18 protein-coding genes and 1 tRNA gene are annotated in these 20,159 nt (G+C 70.4%); 13 read left to right on the top strand and 6 right to left on the bottom strand.

All coding sequences use genetic code 11. The features are described 5' to 3' along the window. Positions 1–174: 174 nt before the first annotated feature. Positions 175–855 carry a phosphate signaling complex protein PhoU gene (gene phoU / locus OG552_RS20330; RefSeq protein WP_329134947.1) on the bottom strand — a complete coding sequence of 227 codons (681 nt, stop codon included), beginning with the start codon at positions 853–855 and terminating at the stop codon, positions 175–177. Positions 856–1,046: 191 nt separating this feature from the next. Here phoU and OG552_RS20335 point away from each other — a divergent pair, with 191 nt between their 5' ends. Continuing rightward, positions 1,047–2,339, top strand: coding sequence for a sensor histidine kinase (locus tag OG552_RS20335; RefSeq protein ID WP_329134949.1), 1,293 nt, complete (start codon positions 1,047–1,049; stop codon positions 2,337–2,339). After that, complete coding sequence (locus tag OG552_RS20340) at positions 2,336–3,016, top strand: response regulator transcription factor (protein WP_202235241.1); 681 nt, start codon at positions 2,336–2,338, stop codon at positions 3,014–3,016. The genes OG552_RS20335 and OG552_RS20340 overlap by 4 nt, the downstream gene beginning before the upstream one ends. 69 nt (positions 3,017–3,085) lie before the next feature. Here OG552_RS20340 and OG552_RS20345 read toward each other — a convergent pair whose 3' ends face one another. Next, complete coding sequence (locus OG552_RS20345) at positions 3,086–3,700, bottom strand: DUF461 domain-containing protein (protein WP_329134952.1); 615 nt, start codon at positions 3,698–3,700, stop codon at positions 3,086–3,088. Between the two features lie 460 nt (positions 3,701–4,160). Between OG552_RS20345 and OG552_RS20350 the strand changes: the two genes are divergently transcribed. The 7 genes from OG552_RS20350 to OG552_RS20380 all read left to right on the top strand — a co-directional run bounded on the left by OG552_RS20350 (position 4,161) and on the right by OG552_RS20380 (position 10,996). Then, positions 4,161–4,643 (top strand): CarD family transcriptional regulator, encoded by a 483-nt coding sequence (locus tag OG552_RS20350; protein WP_033174074.1) that lies wholly within the window; start codon positions 4,161–4,163, stop codon positions 4,641–4,643. Positions 4,644–4,799: 156 nt separating this feature from the next. Next, on the top strand, positions 4,800–5,609 hold the full coding sequence (gene ispD / locus OG552_RS20355; protein WP_329134955.1) for a 2-C-methyl-D-erythritol 4-phosphate cytidylyltransferase: 810 nt from the start codon (positions 4,800–4,802) through the stop codon (positions 5,607–5,609). Further along, complete coding sequence (ispF, locus tag OG552_RS20360; RefSeq protein ID WP_329134957.1) at positions 5,599–6,108, top strand: 2-C-methyl-D-erythritol 2,4-cyclodiphosphate synthase; 510 nt, start codon at positions 5,599–5,601, stop codon at positions 6,106–6,108. The genes ispD and ispF overlap by 11 nt, the downstream gene beginning before the upstream one ends. Positions 6,109–6,245: 137 nt before the next feature. Next, positions 6,246–6,635 (top strand): PPOX class F420-dependent oxidoreductase, encoded by a 390-nt coding sequence (locus OG552_RS20365; protein WP_329134959.1) that lies wholly within the window; start codon positions 6,246–6,248, stop codon positions 6,633–6,635. A gap of 129 nt (positions 6,636–6,764) precedes the next feature. Further along, positions 6,765–8,156 (top strand): cysteine--tRNA ligase, encoded by a 1,392-nt coding sequence (gene cysS / locus OG552_RS20370; RefSeq protein ID WP_329134961.1) that lies wholly within the window; start codon positions 6,765–6,767, stop codon positions 8,154–8,156. Between the two features lie 65 nt (positions 8,157–8,221). Further along, positions 8,222–9,178: a 23S rRNA (guanosine(2251)-2'-O)-methyltransferase RlmB gene (gene rlmB / locus OG552_RS20375; protein ID WP_329134963.1), complete on the top strand. Its 957-nt coding sequence runs from the start codon at positions 8,222–8,224 to the stop codon at positions 9,176–9,178. A gap of 168 nt (positions 9,179–9,346) precedes the next feature. Further along, positions 9,347–10,996 (top strand): DoxX family membrane protein, encoded by a 1,650-nt coding sequence (locus OG552_RS20380; protein WP_443071179.1) that lies wholly within the window; start codon positions 9,347–9,349, stop codon positions 10,994–10,996. Positions 10,997–11,240: 244 nt separating this feature from the next. Here the strand turns inward: OG552_RS20380 and OG552_RS20385 are convergent, their stop codons facing one another. The 3 genes from OG552_RS20385 to OG552_RS20395 form a co-directional block, all read right to left on the bottom strand. Then, complete coding sequence (locus tag OG552_RS20385) at positions 11,241–12,014, bottom strand: nucleotidyltransferase family protein (RefSeq protein WP_329134966.1); 774 nt, start codon at positions 12,012–12,014, stop codon at positions 11,241–11,243. An 84-nt stretch (positions 12,015–12,098) separates the two neighbouring features. After that, positions 12,099–12,503, bottom strand: a complete 405-nt coding sequence (locus OG552_RS20390) for a hypothetical protein (protein ID WP_329134968.1) — start codon at positions 12,501–12,503, stop codon at positions 12,099–12,101. 411 nt (positions 12,504–12,914) lie between these two features. Beyond that, a complete protein-coding gene (locus OG552_RS20395) occupies positions 12,915–14,033 on the bottom strand; it encodes an ABC transporter ATP-binding protein (protein ID WP_329134970.1) in 1,119 nt (372 codons plus the stop codon). 203 nt (positions 14,034–14,236) lie between these two features. Here OG552_RS20395 and OG552_RS20400 point away from each other — a divergent pair. Together OG552_RS20400 and OG552_RS20405 are read left to right on the top strand one after the other, a co-directional pair. Then, positions 14,237–14,313: transfer RNA gene (locus OG552_RS20400), tRNA-Thr, on the top strand. A 564-nt stretch (positions 14,314–14,877) separates the two neighbouring features. Then, positions 14,878–15,486 carry a hypothetical protein gene (locus OG552_RS20405; RefSeq protein ID WP_329134972.1) on the top strand — a complete coding sequence of 203 codons (609 nt, stop codon included), beginning with the start codon at positions 14,878–14,880 and terminating at the stop codon, positions 15,484–15,486. A 73-nt stretch (positions 15,487–15,559) separates the two neighbouring features. On the opposite strand, the gene OG552_RS20410 is transcribed toward OG552_RS20405, so the two are convergent. Next, positions 15,560–18,280 (bottom strand): hypothetical protein, encoded by a 2,721-nt coding sequence (locus OG552_RS20410; RefSeq protein ID WP_329134974.1) that lies wholly within the window; start codon positions 18,278–18,280, stop codon positions 15,560–15,562. Between OG552_RS20410 and OG552_RS20415 the strand changes: the two genes are divergently transcribed. Then, positions 18,252–19,088 (top strand): hypothetical protein, encoded by an 837-nt coding sequence (locus OG552_RS20415; protein WP_329134975.1) that lies wholly within the window; start codon positions 18,252–18,254, stop codon positions 19,086–19,088. The two genes, OG552_RS20410 and OG552_RS20415, sit on opposite strands and share 29 nt — an antisense overlap. Before the next feature lie 400 nt (positions 19,089–19,488). Continuing rightward, positions 19,489–20,040, top strand: coding sequence for a hypothetical protein (locus tag OG552_RS20420; RefSeq protein ID WP_329134976.1), 552 nt, complete (start codon positions 19,489–19,491; stop codon positions 20,038–20,040). Positions 20,041–20,159: the final 119 nt, after the last annotated feature.

Below are 20,159 nucleotides of genomic sequence, written 5' to 3' on the forward strand. Positions count from 1 at the left end.
CGCAGCGGGGCAGCGCCGTCGACAGGTGCGGGCCGGTCACGGCGGGCGGGCGGTTGCGTGGGGGATTCCGGCATCAGTACAGCCTCCTCGGACTTGCCTGCCACCAGTGAACCCCGTCACATCACGGCGCTTCAACGGCGCACAAGGGCACTCCCCCCAAGCGCCGCCCGCTCCCTACGCCCCCTCCACCACCGTCGGGGCCGGGGTCAGCTCGTCCGCGTGCTCGCCCGTCACCAGGTAGACGACGCGCTTGGCGACCGACACCGCGTGGTCGGCGAACCGCTCGTAGTAGCGGCCGACCAGGGTGACGTCCACCGCGGTCTCGATGCCGTGCTTCCAGCGGTCGTCCAGCAGGTGCTGGAAGAGGGTGCGGTGGAGCTCGTCCATGCGGTCGTCGTCGGCTTCGAGCTGGAGCGCGTCGTCGACGTCCTTGGTCACGATGACCTCGGCGCACTTGGCCATCAGGCGCTGGGCGAGCTGGCCCATCTCCAGGATCGTGCTGTGCAGGTCGGCCGGGACCGCCGAGCTCGGGAAGCGCAGCCGGGCGAGCTTGGCGACGTGGCGGGCCAGGTCGCCCGACCGCTCCAGGTCCGCGCTCATCCGCAGGCTGGTGACGACTATCCGCAGATCAGTGGCGACCGGCTGCTGCCGGGCCAGCAGCGTGATCGCCCGGTTCTCCAGCTCCCGCTGGATCGTGTCGACCTTCTCGTCCGCCGCGATGACGCTCTCCGCGACGTTCAGGTCGGCGTCCAGCAGTGCGGTGGTGGCCCGGCCTATCGCGGACCCGACGAGGCGGGCCATCTCGACCAGCCCGTCACCGATCGAGTCGAGCTCCTCGTGGTATGCGTCCCGCATCGCTTTCCTTCCGTCCGAACCGTCTCAACAGAGGCTTCTCCTCCACGCTGACACGCTGGTGGGTCCACGCGTACCGGTCGCGCACCCAGAGTGAATCGGCACCTACGTGAAGGTGAACTCTTGGCAACGTACATCCGAGAGGTATGTCTCAGGCTTGTGGAGTGTTTGAGCGGCCCACCTAATCTGGAGCCATGGACGTGAACGCGGCAGTCGCCGCAGCCAGTGCGATCGCCGGTCTGCTGACCGGCGTCATCGCCGTGCTCGCGTTCCGCTGGAGCGAGCGGGAACAGGCCCGCCCCACCCGTACCGCATTGAGGCCGGACCATATGACCGCAAGCCTGCCGCCGGGCGTGGACACCGTACTGTCGGTACTGCGCTCCTCGGCCGTCGTCCTGGACGAGGGCGACGTCGTGGTCAAGGCCAGCTCGGCGGCGTACGCCCTCGGACTGGTCCGTGGTGGCCGGCTCGCTGTCGACCAGATGCTGCAGATGGCCCGCGAAACGCGCCGTGACGGCGAGATACGGCAGGTCGAGCTCGACCTGCCGCGCCGGGGCGCCGGCCGCGGTGAAGGGCTCGCGGTTTCGGCCCGGGTCGCTCCGCTGGGCTCCCGGCTGGTGCTGCTGCTGGTCGAGGATCTCACCGAGGCCCGGCGGATCGAAGCGGTGCGCCGGGACTTCGTGGCCAACGTCAGCCACGAGCTGAAGACCCCGGTCGGTGCGCTCTCGCTGCTCTCCGAGGCCGTGATGGACGCGGCCGACGACCCCGAGGCGGTCAACCGGTTCGCCGGGCGGATGCAGATCGAGGCCACCCGGCTGACCAGCCTGGTGCAGGAGATCATCGACCTGTCCCGGGTGCAGAACGACGACCTGCTCGACGACGCCGAACCGGTGGCCGTCGAGGATCTGGTGGCGGAGGCGGTCGACCGCTGCCGGCACCAGGCCAACACCAAACAGATCACCATGGCCACCGGGACCACCCCCGATCTCTTCATCTGGGGCAACCGGGGCCAGCTCGCCGCCGCACTGGGCAATCTGGTGGAGAACGCCGTCAACTACAGCCCGGCCCGTACCAGGGTCGGGATAGCCGGACGGCGGATCGCCGCCACGGGAGGGGACCTCATTGAGATCTCCGTCACCGACCAGGGCATCGGCATCTCCGAGAAGGACCGCGACCGGGTCTTCGAGCGCTTCTACCGGGTGGACCCGGCGCGCTCGCGGGCCACTGGCGGCACCGGGCTCGGTTTGTCCATCGTCAAGCACGTGGCCGCCTCGCACGGCGGGGAGGTCACGGTGTGGAGCGCCGAAGGCCAGGGCTCCACTTTCACACTGCGGCTTCCCGAGGCCGGGATCGCCCGCGACCGCGCGCTACCGCCAGGCACCGATCCCGATGCCGAAGCGGACGCGGACCCGGCCGACGAGCCGTCGGACGATCAGCTTTTCCAGACCCTGCCTGAACACATCCCCGCCCCGGAGGTCCTTCCGTGACCCGCGTACTCGTCGTAGAGGACGAAGAGTCCTTCAGCGACGCGCTGTCGTACATGCTCCGCAAGGAGGGCTTCGAGGTCGCCATCTCCGCGACCGGGCCCGACGCGCTGGACGAGTTCGAGCGCAATGGTGCCGACCTGGTACTGCTCGACCTGATGCTGCCGGGACTGCCCGGCACCGAGGTCTGCCGACAGCTGCGTCTCAAGTCCAATGTCCCGGTGATCATGGTGACCGCCAAGGACAGTGAAATCGACAAGGTCGTCGGCCTCGAAATAGGCGCGGACGACTATGTGACCAAGCCGTTCTCCTCGCGGGAGCTGGTCGCCCGCATCCGTGCGGTGCTGCGGCGCCGCGGTGAGCCGGAGGAGGTCTCCCCGGCCGCCCTCGAAGCCGGTCCGGTCCGGATGGACGTGGACCGGCACGTGGTCACCGTCGGCGGTGGCAAGGTCGACCTCCCGCTCAAGGAGTTCGACCTGCTGGAGATGCTGCTGCGCAACGCCGGCCGGGTCCTTACCCGTATGCAGCTCATCGACCGGGTCTGGGGCGCCGACTACGTCGGTGACACCAAGACCCTCGACGTCCACGTCAAGCGCCTGCGCGCGAAGATCGAGCCGGACCCGGGCGCCCCGCGCTACCTGGTCACGGTCCGCGGCCTGGGCTACAAGTTCGAGCCGTAGAACGGCGGACGGTGGCAGGAGGGGCCCGGCGGGCGAGCCGGGCCCCTCCTGCGTGTCCGCCGCTGCCCGTTAGGCCGTGGGCGTGGCGGTGCCGGTCGGGGTGGCGGTGTCCGTCGGGGTGGCCGTGGAGTCCGGCGTGGTCGTGGGGGTGGCCGTGTCGCTCGGGGACGGGGTCGCGGTGGTGGGCAGCGAGCTGGGGCCGTACGGCTGGAAGTACCCCGCCGACGGGGTGATGTTGATCGGCAGGGAGACCGGCCCCGAGCCGCTGAAGCGGAACACCGCGGTCTGGACGTCGCCGTCCCGCAGGGACTCCTGGCCGGAGTCGATGACCGCGGCCGGGTTGCCCTTGCCGCCCAGCAGCACGGTGCCGTGCGCCGGGACCGTCACGTCCTTGCCGCCGTTCGCCCCGGAGAGCCGCGCGTTGAGCGCCCCGGCCAGCTGCACGGACTGCAGGGTCTGCGGCGAGGACCCGTTGTTGAACAGGCGCGCCGAGACGGTGGCCGGGCCGTCCGCCTGGGTCAGGACGAACGCGTTCTGCACCTTGATGACGCCGGCGCTCGCGTACGCGCTGTCCGGCTCGACCTTCAGCGAGGTGGCGTCCGTTCCCGCGGCGCAGGCGGCGAGCGGAGCGAGCGAGAGCGCGAGAACGGCGGCGAACGCGCCACGACGGAAGCTGCGGACCACGGCGGCGCATCTCCTAGGGCAGACAGGGAAGATCTTCTGGCGGCCTTAGATTACCGAGGCGCCCCGGAGTCCGCGCACTGGGCCCGGCTCTTTACCTGTTCGTCGTGATCACTTCATGCCATGGATCGGACGCCCGATCGCCGGGCCGATTTCCAGGACTGTGCAAAATTGGATCATCAACAGCCGAGAACCCGAACGGAGTAGCGAAGGTCCACTCGTCCGGGAGGGACAAATGCGGACGTATGACCCCTTGTTCAGGGGCTTCCGGGGCTGTAACGGGCACGTTTCGCCCCTGCCGTATACCCGCTCCGACCTGCGAATACCCTGTTGCGGGCGCACCCTCCAGCACGATCCAGGGGCCCTTGTCAAGCCCCGAGATATGCCCTGACCTGCGAAAACGCCATTCAGATGAGGCCGTTCCCGTGTTACTCTGGATAGCCACGGAAGGGGTACCTGTCACATGACGTTCAAGGTTGGCGACACCGTGGTCTATCCCCATCACGGGGCCGCGCTGATCGAGGCCATCGAAATTCGCCAGATCAAAGGCGTGGACAAGACCTACTTGGTGCTCAAGGTCGCTCAGGGCGACTTGACGGTACGCGTACCCGCGGACAATGCGGAGTTCGTCGGCGTACGCGACGTGGTCGGTCAGGAGGGTCTGGACCGGGTCTTCGAGGTGCTGCGCGCGCCGTACACCGAGGAGCCCACCAACTGGTCCCGCCGATACAAGGCAAATCTGGAGAAGCTTGCCTCCGGTGATGTCATCAAGGTCGCGGAAGTCGTACGTGACCTGTGGCGCCGGGAGCGTGAGCGCGGCCTGTCGGCCGGCGAGAAGCGCATGCTCGCCAAGGCACGGCAGATCCTGGTCAGCGAGCTGGCTCTGGCGGAGAACACCAACGAGGACAAGGCCGAGGCGTTGCTCGACGAGGTCCTCGCGTCGTAAGAACATCCCCTTTCGGACGTTCTCGGGTCGCGTCGGACCGACGGCACACCACCGTGCGCCGATGTGACGTACCGACTTCTGAAGACGCACCCCCCGACCCGTTCGGGGGGATCCTGCCGCGGCACCCGGTTGACGACCATGACCGGGTGCTGCGGCATGCTTATCCCAGCACGCGTTCCCCCGGACTTCACGGAAGGGGTCCGGAAGAACGCCGTGCCCGGCACCTTGAGTGCGATACCCATCTCATACAAGGACACAAACCTGCGTACCGCAGCCGTCATTCCCGCCGCCGGACGTGGCGTCCGGCTGGGCCCCGGCGCGCCCAAAGCGCTGCGCACCCTGGGCGGGGTTCCGATCCTGGTCCACGCGGTGCGCGCGATGGCGCGGGCCCGAGCCGTCCAGGTGATCGTCGTGGTCGCGCCGCCCGACGGAGCCGCCGAGGTCAGGGCGCTGCTCGACGCGCACGGCCTGCCCGGCTCGACCGACATAAGGGTGGTGCCCGGCGGCGCCGAGCGCCAGGACTCGGTACGGCTGGGCCTGGCCGCCCTGCCGGACGACGTCGACGTGGTGCTGGTGCACGACGCGGCCCGCCCGCTGGTGCCGGTCGAGACCGTCGAGGCGGTGGTGGACGCGGTACGGGCCGGCGCGCCCGCCGTCGTCCCCGGACTGTCGCTCGCCGACACCGTCAAGAGCGTCGACCCGGAGACCGGCACCGTCACCGGCACCCCGCAGCGCGCCCTGCTGCGCGCCGTACAGACCCCGCAGGGCTTCGACCGGGCCGTCCTCGCCAAGGCGCACGCCTCCGTCAGCCACGGCGTCACGGACGACGCGAGCATGGTGGAGCACCTCGGGCTGCCGGTGCTGGTGGTGCCCGGGCACGAGGAGGCGTTCAAGGTGACCAGGCCGCTGGACCTGGTGCTCGCCGAGGCGGTCCTCGCCCGCAGGAGGGCCACCGATGGCTACTGAGCTGCCCGCCGGCTACGTCCTGCCCCAGGTCGGCATCGGCACCGACATCCACGCCTTCGAGGAAGGCCGCGAACTGTGGTGCGCGGGCCTGCGCTGGGAGGGTGAGGGCCCCGGGCTCGCCGGACACTCCGACGCCGATGTGGTCGCCCACGCCGCCTGCAACGCGCTCTTCTCCGCGGCCGGCCTCGGCGACCTCGGCGCGCACTTCGGCACCGGCCGCCCGCAGTGGGCCGGCGCCTCGGGCCTCACGCTCCTCACCGAAGCGGCCCGGATCGTCCGCGCGGCCGGCTTCGTCATCGGCAATGTGGCCGTCCAGGTGGTCGGTCAGCGCCCCAAGGTCGGCAAGCGCCGGGACGAGGCGCAGCAGGTGCTCTCCGCCGCGGTCGGCGCACCGGTCGCGGTCAGCGGCGCCACCACTGACGGCCTCGGCTTCCCCGGCCGGGGCGAGGGCCTGGCGGCGATCGCCACCGCGCTGGTGGTCCGCGTCGCCCCGGACTGACCGGCACGCGACCGGGGCCCGGGAGTCCACTGACCGGCGCGCCGGTCAGTGGACTCCCGGGCCCGGCCCGGCTTCGTAGGATCCGGAACGGTCCCCGTGACCGAGCGCATCGACCCCCGCCCCGCGAAAGGAACGCCATGGCCGCCCTCTCCGACTCCGCCCGCGACCTGATCGACGCCAACAGCTTCGCCACCGTCGGCACCATCCAGCCCGACGGGCAGCCGCAGCTGTCCCTGGTATGGGTCGCCCGCGACGGCGACGACCTCATCTTCAGCACCCTCGAAGGCCGCCGCAAGCACCGCAACCTGGTGCGCGACCCCCGGGTCACGGTGCTGATCACGCTGCCCGAGAAGCCGTACGCGTACGTCGAGATCCGCGGCACCGCCACCATGACCACCGAGGGCGGCGACAAGCTGATCGACGACCTCAGCCGGAAGTACACCGGGCAGCCGTACGGCAGCGACGTCCCGGGCGCGGTCCGGGTGATCGTGCGGGTCAGCGCGCAGCACATCGTCGAACACGGCTGAGCCCCGGCCGTACGGAGGGACCGCGCGAACGGGCCCCGCGGGCATCCGAGTGCTGCGGGAATGTGACCGGTGTGTGTGCTCTGTGCCATAGGGCACAAGGCACACGCTCCGGCCCACTACCCTTGAGGAGTGACCATTCGCCTGTACGACACCGACGCGCGCCAGGTACGTGACTTCGTCCCGCTCACGCCGGGCTGTGTCTCGATCTACCTGTGCGGCGCCACTGTGCAGGCGGCCCCGCACATCGGGCACATCCGCTCCGGCCTCAACTTCGACATCCTGCAGCGGTGGTTCCGCTACCGCGGCTACGACGTCACCTTCATCCGGAACGTCACCGACATCGACGACAAGATCATCCGCAAGGCCACCGAGCAGAAGCGCCCCTGGTGGGCGATCGGCTACGAGAACGAGCGCGCCTTCACCTCGGGTTACGACGCGCTCGGCTGCCAGCCGCCCACCTACGAGCCGCGGGCGACCGGTCATGTGCCGGAGATGATCGAGATGATGCAGGGCCTCATCGAGCGCGGCAACGCGTATGTCAGCGACGGCAACGTCTACTTCGACGTGCGCTCCTTCCCCGACTACCTGGAGCTCTCCAACCAGGAGCTGGACAACCTCCGCCAGCCCGAGGGCGAGGGGGAGACCGGCAAGCGGGACCAGCGGGACTTCGCCATGTGGAAGGCGGCCAAGCCCGGCGAGCCGTCCTGGGACACCCCCTGGGGCCGCGGCCGGCCCGGCTGGCACCTGGAGTGCTCGGCGATGGCCCACAAGTACCTGGGCGGCGCCTTCGACATCCACGGCGGCGGCATCGACCTGATCTTCCCGCACCACGAGAACGAGATCGCCCAGGCCAAGGCGTTCGGCGACGAGTTCGCCCGCTACTGGGTGCACAACGCCTGGGTCACCATGAGCGGCGAGAAGATGAGCAAGTCGCTCGGCAACTCGGTGCTGGTCTCCGAGATGGTCCGGCACTGGCGCCCGATCGTGCTCCGCTACTACCTGGGCACCCCGCACTACCGGTCGATGATCGAGTACAGCGAGGAGGCCCTGCGCGAGGCCGAGTCGGCGTTCGCGCGGATCGAGGGCTTCGTCCAGCGGGTCATCGAGAAGACCGGGCCGGTCGAGCCCGCCGCCGAGGTGCCGCCCGCCTTCGCCGAGGCGATGGACGACGACCTGGGCGTCCCGCAGGCGCTCGCCGTCGTGCACACCACCGTCCGGCAGGGCAACAGCGCGCTCAACGCGGACGACAAGGAAACAGCGGTCGCGCGGCTGGCCGAGGTCCGTGCGATGCTCGGAGTGCTGGGTCTCGACCCGCTGGACCCGCACTGGACGGGCGCCGACCGCGGTGACGACCTGCACGGGGTGGTGGACTCCCTGGTCCAGCTGGTGCTGGAGCAGCGGCAGTCGGCGCGCTCGCGCAAGGACTACGCGACCGCCGACGCGATCCGCGACCGGCTGGTGCAGTCCGGTCTGGAGATCGAGGACACGCCGACCGGCTCCCGCTGGACCCTGCGGGGCTGACCCCCTGGCGCTGTCCGGCGCCCTTTGACGTTTGCCGAGTTCGACCGAAGAAGTGAGAGTGCCCGATGGCCGGGAACAGCCAGCGCAGGAACCGCCGTACGTCCAACAAGAAGGGCGCCACGGTCGGCAGCGGCGGCCAGCGGCGCAGGGGGCTCGAAGGCAAGGGCCCGACCCCGCCCGCCGAGGCGCGCAAGGGCCACAAGAAGAACCGCATCGCCAACGCCCAGGCCAAGCGGACGGTGTCGGCGCAGTCCCGCCGCCCGTCCGGCCGCGGCGCCAAGTCGTCGTCCGAGATGGTCGTCGGCCGCAACCCGGTGGTGGAGGCGCTGCGCGCGGACATCCCGGCGACCGCGGTCTACGTCCAGCAGTACATCGACAACGACGACCGCGTGCGTGAGGCGATCAAGCTCGCCTCCGACCGCGGGGTGCCGCTGATGGAGGCGGCCAAGCCGGAACTGGACCGGATCACCGCTGGGCTCAACCACCAGGGCCTGGTGCTGCAGATCCCGCCGTACGAGTACGCGCACCCCGACGACCTGGTGGCCGAGGCGGCCGACCGCGGCGAGGACCCGCTGATCGTCGCCCTCGACGGGGTGACCGACCCGCGCAACCTCGGCGCGGTCGTCCGGTCCATGGCGGCGTTCGGCGGCCACGGCGTGGTGGTGCCCGAGCGGCGCGCGGCCGGGATGACCGCCGGTGCGTGGAAGACGTCGGCGGGTACCGCGGCCCGGGTCCCGGTGGCCCGCGCCACCAACCTCACCCGCACCCTGGAGTCGTACCAGAAGGCCGGGCTCACCGTGGTCGGCCTGGCCGCCGACGGCGACGTGGAACTCCAGGACCTCGAACTCCTCTCCGGTCCGGTGGTGATCGTGGCCGGCAGCGAGGGCAAGGGCCTGTCCCGGCTGGTCGGCGAGACCTGCGACCTGCTGGTCCGCATCCCGATGCCGGGTGGCGCGGAATCGCTCAACGCCGGTGTCGCGGCGGGCGTGGTCCTCTACGAGGCTTCGCGGCGCCGCGCGTAACGCCCTTGCGGCGCGTCGCAGTTGCCGGAGTTGTCGGAGTTCCGACACCGGGGGAGCCGGGGGCAGTGTCCTAAAGGTCGTTCACTCGGTTAGATGAGCGTGGACACCAGAACACCCCGCACTCCCACGGGGGGAGGCGCGCCGGGATTTGATGAGCGTGTGATGACCATGGCACGGGTCCCGAGCGATCCCGCCCAGGTCATCGTCAACCACGCCAGCTTCCGGGTGCAGCTCGGGGCGGCCTCGGAACGTGCTCTCGGGCTGGACGAGACGGCGAAGATCCCGGTGGTCACCGCGGGCGCGGCCGGCGGGCGGCGCCGGCCGGCGCCGGTGGTCTGGTCCGGTGCCTCGGCGCCGGGCGACCCGCTCGCCGGCGAGCTGCAGCAGGCGGTCCGCCGCGCGGGCGCGGGCCGCGGCGCCGGCACGCAGCTGCTGCCGCGGGTCGGGGAGACGACCGTACTGCCGACCGTGGTGGGCCAGCGGACCGCCGGTTCGCCGACCGGGCTGCTCGGCGGCATCCGGCCGGCCACCGGTGCGTACGACCCGGTGGACGACGAGGTGACCGGACCGGTCGAGCTGTCCGGCCCGGCCGGCGGCGTCCGCGCCGGCGGTGTGGACGGGGCCGGTGGGTACGACCGGGCCGGTGGCTATGACGGGGCCGGCAGGTATGACGGGGCCGGCGGTTATGACGCGCCCAGGCCGCGCGAGCGCAAGGGCGACCCGGGCAAGCACGCCTGGTACCCGGACCGCCGGCTCAACCTCGGCATCGTGCTGCTGCCGCTGCGGATCTTCCTCGGCTTCGTGTCGATCTACGCCGGCATGGGCAAGCTCTGCGACCGCGTCTACTTCGACGGCGGCAAGCGCGGCTCGATGGTCACCTGGCTCAACTCCCTGCATCCGTGGGGCCTCGCCGAGCCGCTGCGGGACGCTGCGCTCAACCACCCGGTCGGCGCCGGCCTGAGCATCGCCTTCCTCCAGGTCGTGGTCGGCGTGCTGACCGTCTGCGGGCTCTGGCAGCGGGTCGCGGGCGTCTTCGGCGCGGCCCTGTCGATCGCGCTGCTGGTCACCGTCAGCTGGCGGACCGTCCCGGTCTACGACGCCCCCGACTTCATCTACCTGGCCGCGTGGAGCCCGCTGATCATCGCCGGCGCCCCCGTCTACTCCATCGACGCCCATCTGGCCGGCGACGCCTGGCGGCGGCTCGGCCCGCGGGTCTCGGTGTGGGACCTGCGCCGCCGGGTGCTGCGCCGCGGCGCGATCCTGGCCGCGGTCATCGCCGGCGGCACGCTGCTGGTCGGTTCGGTGCTGGGTGCGGCGGTCCGCGCCAGCACCACGCACGACGGGCACTCCGGCCCGCATGTGACGCCCACCAATGTGCTGCCCGGCTCCCCGCTGCCCGAGGTGTCCGGCACGCCCGACGCCACCCAGGGCATCTCGCCGACGCCTTCGCAGTCCGAGAGGGCGAAGGCGAAGAAGGCCGAGGAACGCAGGAAGCAGGCCACCCAGGCGCCCACCACGGCGCCGAGCCGGCAGGAGACCGCGGGCACCGGCACCGGGAGCGGCGTCGGCAGCACCCCGACGCACGGCGGTTCGGGTACGGGTTCGGCCGGCGGGTCCGGCGCGGATTCGTCCGGCGGCTCGCAGCCCCCGCAGCAGCCGGCCGCGCCGACCGCGGAGGCGCCTCCGCCTCCGCCGCCCACCGCGAAGCCGACGCAGGGGGCGATCGGCGGGCTGCTGGGCAGCGGGCCGTCGGACGGCCTGCTGCTGGGGATGGGCCCGGGCGGGCCCTCGGGGCATGCGCCGCGGGGTGCGGCGTGACGTGCTGAGGACTCGCTGGGGATGCGCTGGGCCGGGAGCCTTTGAGCCCTCCTGAGTTCCCCCGGGTTCTCCCTCGCGGGACCCTTTGAGGTCCCCCTGCGGACCCCCTGAGGCCCTCCGGCGCGACGACAGGCGGCCCGTACCGGCCCTTCCCCGGTACGGGCCGCCTGGTCCGTTCCACGGCGGGTGTGCGGGCGTTTGCGGGCTTTACCGTACGGGCGGGGTTGCCCGTACGGCCGCCGGGCTACACCTTGTTGAGGGCCTGGAGGGCTTCGAGTTCCTTCGCGGCCTCGCTGAGGTCCTTCGCGGTGTCGATGGCCCGCCAGTAGGCGCCCTGGGGGATCGGGAAGCCGGCCAGCCGGCGTTCGCGGGCCAGGTGCGGGAAGGTGGTGCGTTCGTGGTCGCCGAGGTCCGGCAGCAGCGCGGTGAACTCGGGCGCGAAGACGTAGACACCGGCGTTGATCAGGAACGGCGACGGCGGCGCCTCGATGAAGTCCAGCACCTGGCCGAACTCGTTGGTCTCCACCGCGCCCCACGGGATGCGCGGCCGGGCCAGCGCGAGGGTGGCGACGGCGGCCCGCTCCTCGTGGAAGGCGGCCATCTCCCGCAGCGAGAAGCGGGTCCAGATGTCGCCGTTGGTCGCGTACCAGGGCTCGTCGGGCCGGGGCAGTGACTTGGCCGCGTACTTCAGGCCGCCGCCGCGCCCCAGCGGCTCGGTCTCGACCACGGTGGTGACGTTCAGCGGCAGCGTGGAGGTGTCCAGCCACTCCTGCAGTACGTGGGCCATGTGCCCGCAGGAGACCACCGCGTCCGTGACGCCCTCGGCGGCCAGCCAGGCGAGCTGGTGGCCGATGATCGGCGTGCCGGTGCCGGGGATCTCCACCATGGGCTTGGGCCGGTCGTCGGTGTACGGCCGCAGCCGCGACCCCTGCCCGCCGGCCAGCAGGACGGCCTGGGTGACCGTCGGGGGGAGTTCGGGGCTGTCGGGGGTGGCGGCTAGCGCTTGCGCGGACGTCATGCAGCGCACCCTAGACGACGAGGGCGTGCGGCCCCCACCGGGTGGACCGCACGCCGTGGGCGCCCTGGCAGACCGGCCGGAAGTTCACCCGACCGAGGAGACCCCGGTGGCGAAGGCGGTGTCGCACACCGGGCGCGACCACGACTGGGCCTTCTGCGTGGCGCCGTCGTACTTGGCGACCGCCGCGCGGCCCAGCGAGCGCGCGATGGAGACGCAGTAGCGGGCGAGTGAGGGCTGCTTGGCCATGGCGACCTGGAGGTCGGTCAGCGCCACCCCCGGGTCCTTCTCCTGCAGTTCGGCCAGCAGCCGCTGCCGCAGGGCCTCCTGGGGCGTGGTGGCGTCCTGCTTCGCCGATGCGGTCAGCACCTGCGAGCCCGGGGACGAGGCCGCCCACGGGACGCGGGTGACGGCGAGGGTTCCCGACAGGACGAGAACGACCGGGAGTACGAGCGCGAATGTCTTGCCGAGACGGCGAGCTACCTGGTTCACGCATCGGATCGTAGCGACTGGTGATGATTTGGCGACATTTAGTCACCCTCCCGAGGGAGTGAAGTCGCGGAAGGGGGTGTTCGGGTGTTGACGAACGGGTGCAGGGGGCGCTCGAAAGGACCGGTTTGGTGGCGTATGGGGGGTGGTTGGTGCGGTGGGGTGCGGGGGTGGGGCACGGTGGGGGGCGCTCCAGCGGGTGGGGCGGCAGGCACGACGGCGGGCCGGTGCCTCTCGTACGAACTTCCGAGAGGTACCGGCCCACCGGGGGTGCGCACAGGCTGTGGTTGCCGGGGGTGCCGTGGGTGCCGGGGGCGCCTGCGTATGGTCAGGTGCTCGGGCGCTCACGTGGCCGGGCGCTCACGTGGCCGGCTCAGCGGCTGAGGTGCCTCGGCCGCTGAGGCGGTCGGGCGGTCAGTCGCTGAGGCGCTCGCCGGACGAGGAGGCGAAGACGTGGGTCTCGCCGGCCCGCGGGACCACGTGCAGCACGGAGCCCTTCTCCGGGATGTCACGGCCGCCGACGCGGATGACGATGTCCTTGTGGTCGCCGTCGACCTCCGCGGCACCGTAGACGAAGCCGTCGGCGCCGAGCTCCTCGACCACGTTGACGGTGACGGCCAGGCCGGCCGGGGCGTCCTTCGACAGGCCGGTGCTCTCGCCGCTGACGATGTCGAAGTGCTCGGGGCGGACACCGACGAAGACCGTCTTGTCGCCCTTGTCGGCGGCGGCCTGCACGGCGTCGCGCGCCACGTTGACGACCGCGTTGCCGAACTTCACGCCACCGTCGTGGATCGGGACCTCGATCAGGTTCATCGCGGGGGAGCCGATGAAGCCGGCCACGAAGAGGTTCGCCGGGCGGTCGTACATGTTCCGCGGGCTGTCGACCTGCTGCAGGATGCCGTCCTTGAGCACCGCCACGCGGTCGCCCATCGTCATGGCCTCGACCTGGTCGTGGGTGACGTAGACCGTGGTGACGCCGAGGCGCCGCTGCAGGCTGGCGATCTGGGTACGGGTCTGGACACGCAGCTTGGCGTCGAGGTTCGACAGCGGCTCGTCCATCAGGAAGACCTGCGGCTCACGGACGATCGCGCGGCCCATCGCGACACGCTGCCGCTGACCACCGGAGAGCGCCTTGGGCTTACGGGCCAGGTACTCGGTGAGGTCCAGGATCTTGGCGGCTTCCTCGACCCGCTTGCGGATGTCGGCCTTGTTGACGCCGGCGATCTTCAGCGCGAAGCCCATGTTGTCCGCGACGGTCATGTGCGGGTAGAGCGCGTAGTTCTGGAACACCATCGCGATGTCCCGGTCCTTCGGCGGCAGGTGCGTGACATCGCGCTCACCGATGCGGATCGAGCCGGCGTTGACGTCCTCCAGCCCCGCGAGCATGCGGAGCGAGGTCGACTTGCCGCAGCCCGACGGCCCGACGAGCACCAGGAACTCGCCGTCCCCGACCTCGATGTCGAGCCCGTCCACCGCGGGCTTGTCGCCACCCGGGTAGATCCGGGTCGCCTTGTCGAACGTGACAGTAGCCATGACTGTTGCGGTCCCTTCACCGGCAGGAACGTGCCGGACGATCCGAGTAAAGGAAGAACGTACTGTGGTGCGTTCTTGATTGGTCTAGTCCGTTTGCATACAGACTCCTGGTGACCGTACCTGCCGGGTGCTCCCTTGTCACCAGCCCCCGGACCCCATTTTCGAACCACCCCCCGACCCGCTCCCGGTACACTGCTCCCTGCGCCTCCTTAGCTCAGCCGGCCAGAGCACCGCTCTTGTAAAGCGAAGGTCGTCGGTTCGAATCCGACAGGGGGCTCCATGGTCAACCCCAGGTCAAGCCTTTGACCTGGGGTTTTGTGTTTCGGATGACCTTGGGATTCGGGCTAATCGGGCACGTGAGGTCTGCGCATCGCAGTGCGTTGGTCGCAGGTTTCGGATCTGTGACGGATCTTGCTCAAGAGGGGCTCTGAGCTGCGTCTTTACTGGTCTCGGCCTCAGCTCTGGGGTGTGCGGTCGTTGTTACGGTGGCCGAGCGGTGGCCATCCGTGCAGCGAGCGTGCAGATAGGTGCCTGAGGGGGCAGCCGACGGCGGTCTCTACGGCCTACCGAATTGTGGCAATGTGCCAACGCCCGTGGTGCTGGGAATGCGTCGGCCTGTATGGGGTCGCCGATGCGGCCGCGCAGCTCGGCAACACGCTGCTGATGGGCGCGGTCGGGATGGAATAGCGCAGGGTGGCTGCTCGCGGTGGCCCATCCGTTCGGCAATGCCTGACCCACCCAGGGTCCGGGAGGCTGGACGGCCGCCACCGGCTCGCGGGAGAACTCGAGGCGGTGAACCTTGATCCGCACCTTCATCTGCTGGCGCGGCGACTAGCATCGGGGCATGGACTACGACCCGTCTCGTGCGGAGCGGACGACAGCCGCCTGGGGGCGCATCGAGGAGTGGCTGGGGGTGCATGCGCCGCAGTCGCACGCGACGCTGCCCGGCCCGGCCGATCCGTCCGAGGTCGCCGCGGCGGAGGATGCCCTGGGGGAACTGCCGCCGGAATTGCTGGCGTTGTGGTCGCGCCATGTCGGGGGCCGTGGCAGCGGTCCTCGCCGACGGATCCTCCGGGGCTATGACGTGTTCCCGCCGATGGATGCGGTCCGGTGTCGTGATCAGGCGCTGTCGGCCATCCTCGAAGCCGAGGAGATGGGTCCGCGTCCGTGGGTTCCCGCGTGTGCGATGTCGACGGCTGAGCCGCGCCTCTGGAACTTCATCGATGTACCGACAGGGCAGCTGGGGTGGAATGTCCATGCTGGCGAGTTCACCGAGCCGGAGGAATCGGGCGAAACGTTCGCCGAGTGGATCGAGGGCGTGGCCGACGAACTCCACGGGGGAGCAGGCCGGGGGATCCTGGTGCCCGGGGTCGCCGACGGCTGGCTGTCGTGGCACGACATCCGGGTGCGGGATCGGATCCCGTCGAGCTGGCGGCCGCTCCGACCCGAGTAGGCAGGCGGCTCCGGAGCCGTTCGCCGACATCCGCGGTGGGCCGCCGGCTTGGCCGGCAGCCCACCGCGGTGCGTCACGGACGCAGGGTCATCGTGCAGGTGAGGGATCGGCCGACCGGAGCGCAGTCGGAGGTCATCCCGGTGTCGAGGAGAAAGGCGTCCCCGTTCATCAGCCGCAGGTTGCTGAAGAAGCTACTCAGCCCGCCCGCCGAGCCGCTGTTCTGGCTTCCTGATATCGACGAGCGGCCGCACACCTCCGACCACTGTGGGGCGTAGCCGCCGATGTTGTACAGGTGAACGGTCCCGTTCACGTTCTTCGCGTACGTCTGCAGGCACTCGCTGCCGGAGGACACGGGATTCAGCCCGCCCAATGAGGCGGGCATGCCCCCGCTGTTGTAGGTGGCGTTGAAGGAGAACTCGTCGCAGTTCAGTGTGTCGTTCGGGCTGCTCAGCGCCGCGGGGTCTCCGTTGGCGGCGGCCCACCCTTCCTCGTCGCAGACCACATCCCTGTTCTGCTCGTCGCGGCCACCGGGCAGGTAGTACAGCGGCGTGGCCGGGAGTCCCGGCTGTGGCAGCAGCTCGGTCTGCACGAGCCAGGCGTGCGCGGCGGCCTGCGGGAACTTGCCCGCGTTGAACGTGTAGGTCGGGGCGTAGTTGACGAACACGCAGCCGCCGGCGGTGTCGATGACGGTGTCGCAGCGGACTTCGTCGAGTCTGGTCGGGTTGTCCAGGCTGAACTGGTAGCCGACCGTCGGGACGTTCGGGTAGCCCGCCGCGGGGATGATGTCCGCGGAGAGTTGGAAGTCCGGCTTGAGGAAGAGGGCCCCACCCGCCTTGGAGTGGTCCCACGTGTATTCGGTGGTGAGCGTGGCGACGTGGGTGTCGCCGGGTGTCCAGGACGGCTGGCCGTCCCACGAGGCGGAGTTGTCAGGTGCGCAGCCGGACCCGCACAGATGCCGGTCCATATGCATGTTGACCATGGCAACCGGCCCTCCCCAGAAATACGGGGTGATGGACAGGACCTCGTGGAAGGTCCCGGCGGAGTCGTCCAGCAGCAGTTCGCGGTGGAAATAGAAGCTCACCACCGCCTGGTCCTCCCCGTCCAGGCGCATGTATCCGGGCACGATGCGGTGGTCGCACTCCCTGAACCGGGTCGCGTACGGCTTGGGGTCCTCAGAGTTGCACCAGTCGTCGGCGTCCAGTGGGGCGACGCGGGCCGCGGCGGCGCGGTCGGAGGTCTCGGCGAGTGACGGTCCCATGCACGCCTGCGCGCCGTTCTCCACCGGTCCGCATTGCGGCTTCGCGGCAGCCTTTCCGGCCACGCGTTCGGCGGAGGCGCCGGACTGGCTCAGGGGAGGGGTGACGTTGTGGCTCGGCTGCTGGACCTTCTGATCGGGGTTGGGGCTGGTGGCGTCGGCATTGGGGAGGGTGAGGTCGATCGCCGGGCCGTCGGGCACACCGAAGTCGCCGGGCAGGAAGGCGACGGCGTCGTACGCGACGTCGTCGTCCCCGTTCCCGCTGCTCACCGTGTTCGAGAGACTGACCTGCGGCGTCTTGTTGTTGAAGCGGTAGGCGCCGAGGACGAGCCAGTCGTTGTCCGCGTGAGCGCTCTGGTCGAGCGTGCGCTTGACGGTGCCGAAGGCGGTCTCGATCTGGTAGACGGCTTGTTTGGTCTGTGCTCCCGTGTCGGGGATGTGTACGAGGACCTCGGCCTGCTTCGCGGCGACCGGGCCGCTCATCGACCAGGTTCCCAGGACGGTCATGCGCCCGCCGTCACCGCCGAGGGCGGTCTTGTCGCGGGCGTGGGCGTACCAGAAGTGGCCCTGGTAGCCGCCGCCTATCTGATGGAGATCGCTCTTGGCCTCGTACTGGCCCGAGGAGTCGGGGTAGAAGGTGAATTGGAAGGACCCGGAGGATGTCGCGTTGCCGCAGGTATCGCTCCACGTGGGTGTTCCGTTGGGCACCGAGTTGACGACGACGGCGCCCGCAGGGGGGCCCTCGCAGTCGGGTTCGCCGTACTGGAGGCGGTAGCCGCGGCCGGGTTCGGCGCGCAGGGTGAGGTATTTGATGCTCTCGTGGCCGCAGGTGTCGGCGCAGTCCGTCTTCCAGACGGTGTTCTGGGCGTTCCACCAGTGGAGTTGGTCGCAGCCGTCGATGTGCTGGGTCTCGCAGGGGGGCGGGTTGTTGACGTCGCAGTCGTTGCTGGTGTTGCAGAAGGTGTTCAGCGGGGGCTTGATCTCGCTGCGCTGTGCGGGGGTGAGCCACCAGGAGGGCTGGAAGCCTGCGGAGGAGAAGCCGCTGTCGCCGGGCCAGTCCTGGCGTCCTGTGGTGGCGTAGGAGTGGCCGGTGTCGATGGACCAGGCGGCCCAGCCCATCACCTTCTCCTCGTAGGGCCAGTCCTGCGGGTGGGCGGCGTCGTGGTTGGCGCCCGGGTCGAGGCTGGTGTCCATGAACGCCAGCCGGGAGGCGGGGTAGATGGGGTTGGCGGGGTTGTTGTACCAGCCCAGGCCCCAGGAGACGCCGGGAGCGCCGGCGGGGGCGTTGAAGCCGAGGTTGTAGTTCCAGACCGCGGTGAACCAGTTCTCGGGCTTGGAGGCGTCGTCATTGTTGACGGTGACGGTCTGGCCGGTGGTGTGGACCTCGTTCCACTTGTCGGCCAGAATCTTCAGGGAGGCGGCCACGTTGACGGTGTAGTCGAGTGCGACGGCCTTCTGGACGGTCGGGGACAGGCTGGTCTCACCGGGCTTCTCGTGGCCGGCCAGGCGCATGCCGGAGGAGTTGTTTCCCGATGTCATCGCCGGGCTTCGGGATGGTGAGGTCGCGCTGCCGATGTCTCGGCCAGGGGTGGGTGATTCGCCGTGGGGGGAACCCGGCAGTATGTGGGCGGCGCTGGTGCGGGTCGGAAACGCCTGGGGACGAGTGACGAGCCGGCGGGCCTGGTCCGCGCGTGGGTGGGAGACCTTCCTCAAGGGACTCGCGAAATTTCCGGCGGGCGCGGAGATGCACATAGTCGAGCTGGATGCCAACGGCTATTCGCGGCATGGCGACCGTGCCCATATCACGGCACGGATCGCCAGCGAGCACGGCCAGTGGTTCCGGATGGGCTGCGAGTTCGAAACGTTTCCTGACGGACCGCATAATCGAATCGCGCGGATCACGAATGAGGATGCGCGTCGATTCCTCTGGAGAATGGTGCAGGATATGCCGGTCACCTACGGGGGAGTGGGGGACGACTGGCGGCCAAATGGGCAGACGATGCTGGAGATGCGACAGGCGCGCGATGCGATGCTGGGCGTGGCGGAGAGCCGGAGCGTCCTCCGTGGGTACCCGTGGGTGACCGTTTGCGCTCCGGAGATCGCGGCCCGGCTCGGCGGCCCAGATATGTTGCGGGCGAGCGGAGCTTTTCACGAGGTGTGGGAACTGCCGACCGGCGCAGTGTGGCTGCAGGCCACTGAGCGACTCACCGATTACGAAGGACAGGCACTGCACCGCGTCTTCCGCACGGTTGCACCTGTCCTGCCACCGGGGAAGCCGAAGCCCTACCTGGGCCAAGAGATGGGGCGCATCGTCTACGAGGAGCCACGCGGATTCGGAGCTGCGTAGTATAAAGCGTTCCGGATTCCGTGGTGACTCGTTTTCTTGCGAGAGTCGAGTCGTGGCATTGCGCCAGGCCGGGCGGTGGCCGGACCTCTCATCAGCGTCTCCGACGGCACCCCTCGGGCCCGGTGACACCACCCCCCAGGTCATCCGTTCGACAGGGGGCAACAGTCATACCGGGCCCGGAGGCCAGCGGCCCTCTTGCGGGACCGCGAAAAACATAACGGGGTGGAGGTCAGGGCTCCGGTGTACCCCCCCGCACGAGCAGGTCCACGTCGGACGCCAATTGAGCCCTTCGTCCGACGGCGCACGTGGCCGGTGGCGACGGCGGACGGCTGATCGGCGGATCGGAGCGCAGAGGTGCTGGGGCGGTCGCAGCGGGTGGGCCGGCCGTATGCTGCGCGTCGTGAAGGCTTGGATACGCGCGCATCGCGGCTGGTCGGTGACCGGTGGTGCGGGGGTCGTGGCGCTGGCCGCGGTGGTGACTGTCGTCCTTCTGGCGGGGTCCGGGTCCGGGCGGCCGCGGGAGTTGCCGCCGGCCAGGGCGCGGGTCTACACCGAGCAGCAGGCGTGCCTGCTCACCGGGGAGCGCGGGTTGGCCGATCCGGCGGCGGCGCCGGTGTGGGCGGGCATGCAGGATGCCTCCGCCCGTACACACGCCAAGGTGACGTATCTGGCGATGGCGGGGGAGCAGAGCACGGGCGCGGCCGGGCCGTATCTGGCGACGCTGGTGGAGCGGAAGTGCACCGTCGTGCTGACGGTGGGGGCGGCGCCGGACGGCGCCGCCGCGTCGGCCGCCGCGAAGTATCCCGGGGCCCGATTCCTGGTCGTTGGCACGGCTGCCGGAGACGGGGACGGAGACGGGGGCGGGGGCGGGGGCGGCGCCAACGTGACCGCCGTCGCGGGTACGCGAACCGCAGTCGGGACCGCGGTGGAAACCGCCCTCGCCCACGGCTGACCCCGCACCTCGGCCGGCACCGTCCTCGGCGCCCCCCGCCGTGCCCGGGGCGGCATCCCCGGCCGTCCGCCGAGCGGGCGTGCGGCTCCGTCCGGGCCCTCAACTCACCCCCGGCGCGG

The organism is Streptomyces sp. NBC_01476 (genome assembly GCF_036227265.1).
In the GTDB taxonomy this organism is placed as follows: domain Bacteria; phylum Actinomycetota; class Actinomycetes; order Streptomycetales; family Streptomycetaceae; genus Actinacidiphila.

What these genes read in the sequence shown, in the direction of transcription:
- phoU (WP_329134947.1), bottom strand. Translation starts at nt 855, where the DNA reads ATGCGGGACGCATACCACGAGGAGCTCGACTCGATCGGTGACGGGCTG.
- OG552_RS20385 (WP_329134966.1), bottom strand. Translation starts at nt 12,014, where the DNA reads ATGACGTCCGCGCAAGCGCTAGCCGCCACCCCCGACAGCCCCGAACTC.
- OG552_RS20410 (WP_329134974.1), bottom strand. Translation starts at nt 18,280, where the DNA reads ATGACATCGGGAAACAACTCCTCCGGCATGCGCCTGGCCGGCCACGAG.
- rlmB (WP_329134963.1), top strand. Translation starts at nt 8,222, where the DNA reads ATGGCCGGGAACAGCCAGCGCAGGAACCGCCGTACGTCCAACAAGAAG.
- ispD (WP_329134955.1), top strand. Translation starts at nt 4,800, where the DNA reads ATGCTTATCCCAGCACGCGTTCCCCCGGACTTCACGGAAGGGGTCCGG.
- OG552_RS20405 (WP_329134972.1), top strand. Translation starts at nt 14,878, where the DNA reads ATGGACTACGACCCGTCTCGTGCGGAGCGGACGACAGCCGCCTGGGGG.
- OG552_RS20395 (WP_329134970.1), bottom strand. Translation starts at nt 14,033, where the DNA reads ATGGCTACTGTCACGTTCGACAAGGCGACCCGGATCTACCCGGGTGGC.
- OG552_RS20380 (WP_443071179.1), top strand. Translation starts at nt 9,347, where the DNA reads ATGGCACGGGTCCCGAGCGATCCCGCCCAGGTCATCGTCAACCACGCC.
- OG552_RS20415 (WP_329134975.1), top strand. Translation starts at nt 18,252, where the DNA reads ATGCCGGAGGAGTTGTTTCCCGATGTCATCGCCGGGCTTCGGGATGGT.
- OG552_RS20365 (WP_329134959.1), top strand. Translation starts at nt 6,246, where the DNA reads ATGGCCGCCCTCTCCGACTCCGCCCGCGACCTGATCGACGCCAACAGC.
- ispF (WP_329134957.1), top strand. Translation starts at nt 5,599, where the DNA reads ATGGCTACTGAGCTGCCCGCCGGCTACGTCCTGCCCCAGGTCGGCATC.
- OG552_RS20335 (WP_329134949.1), top strand. Translation starts at nt 1,047, where the DNA reads ATGGACGTGAACGCGGCAGTCGCCGCAGCCAGTGCGATCGCCGGTCTG.
- OG552_RS20350 (WP_033174074.1), top strand. Translation starts at nt 4,161, where the DNA reads ATGACGTTCAAGGTTGGCGACACCGTGGTCTATCCCCATCACGGGGCC.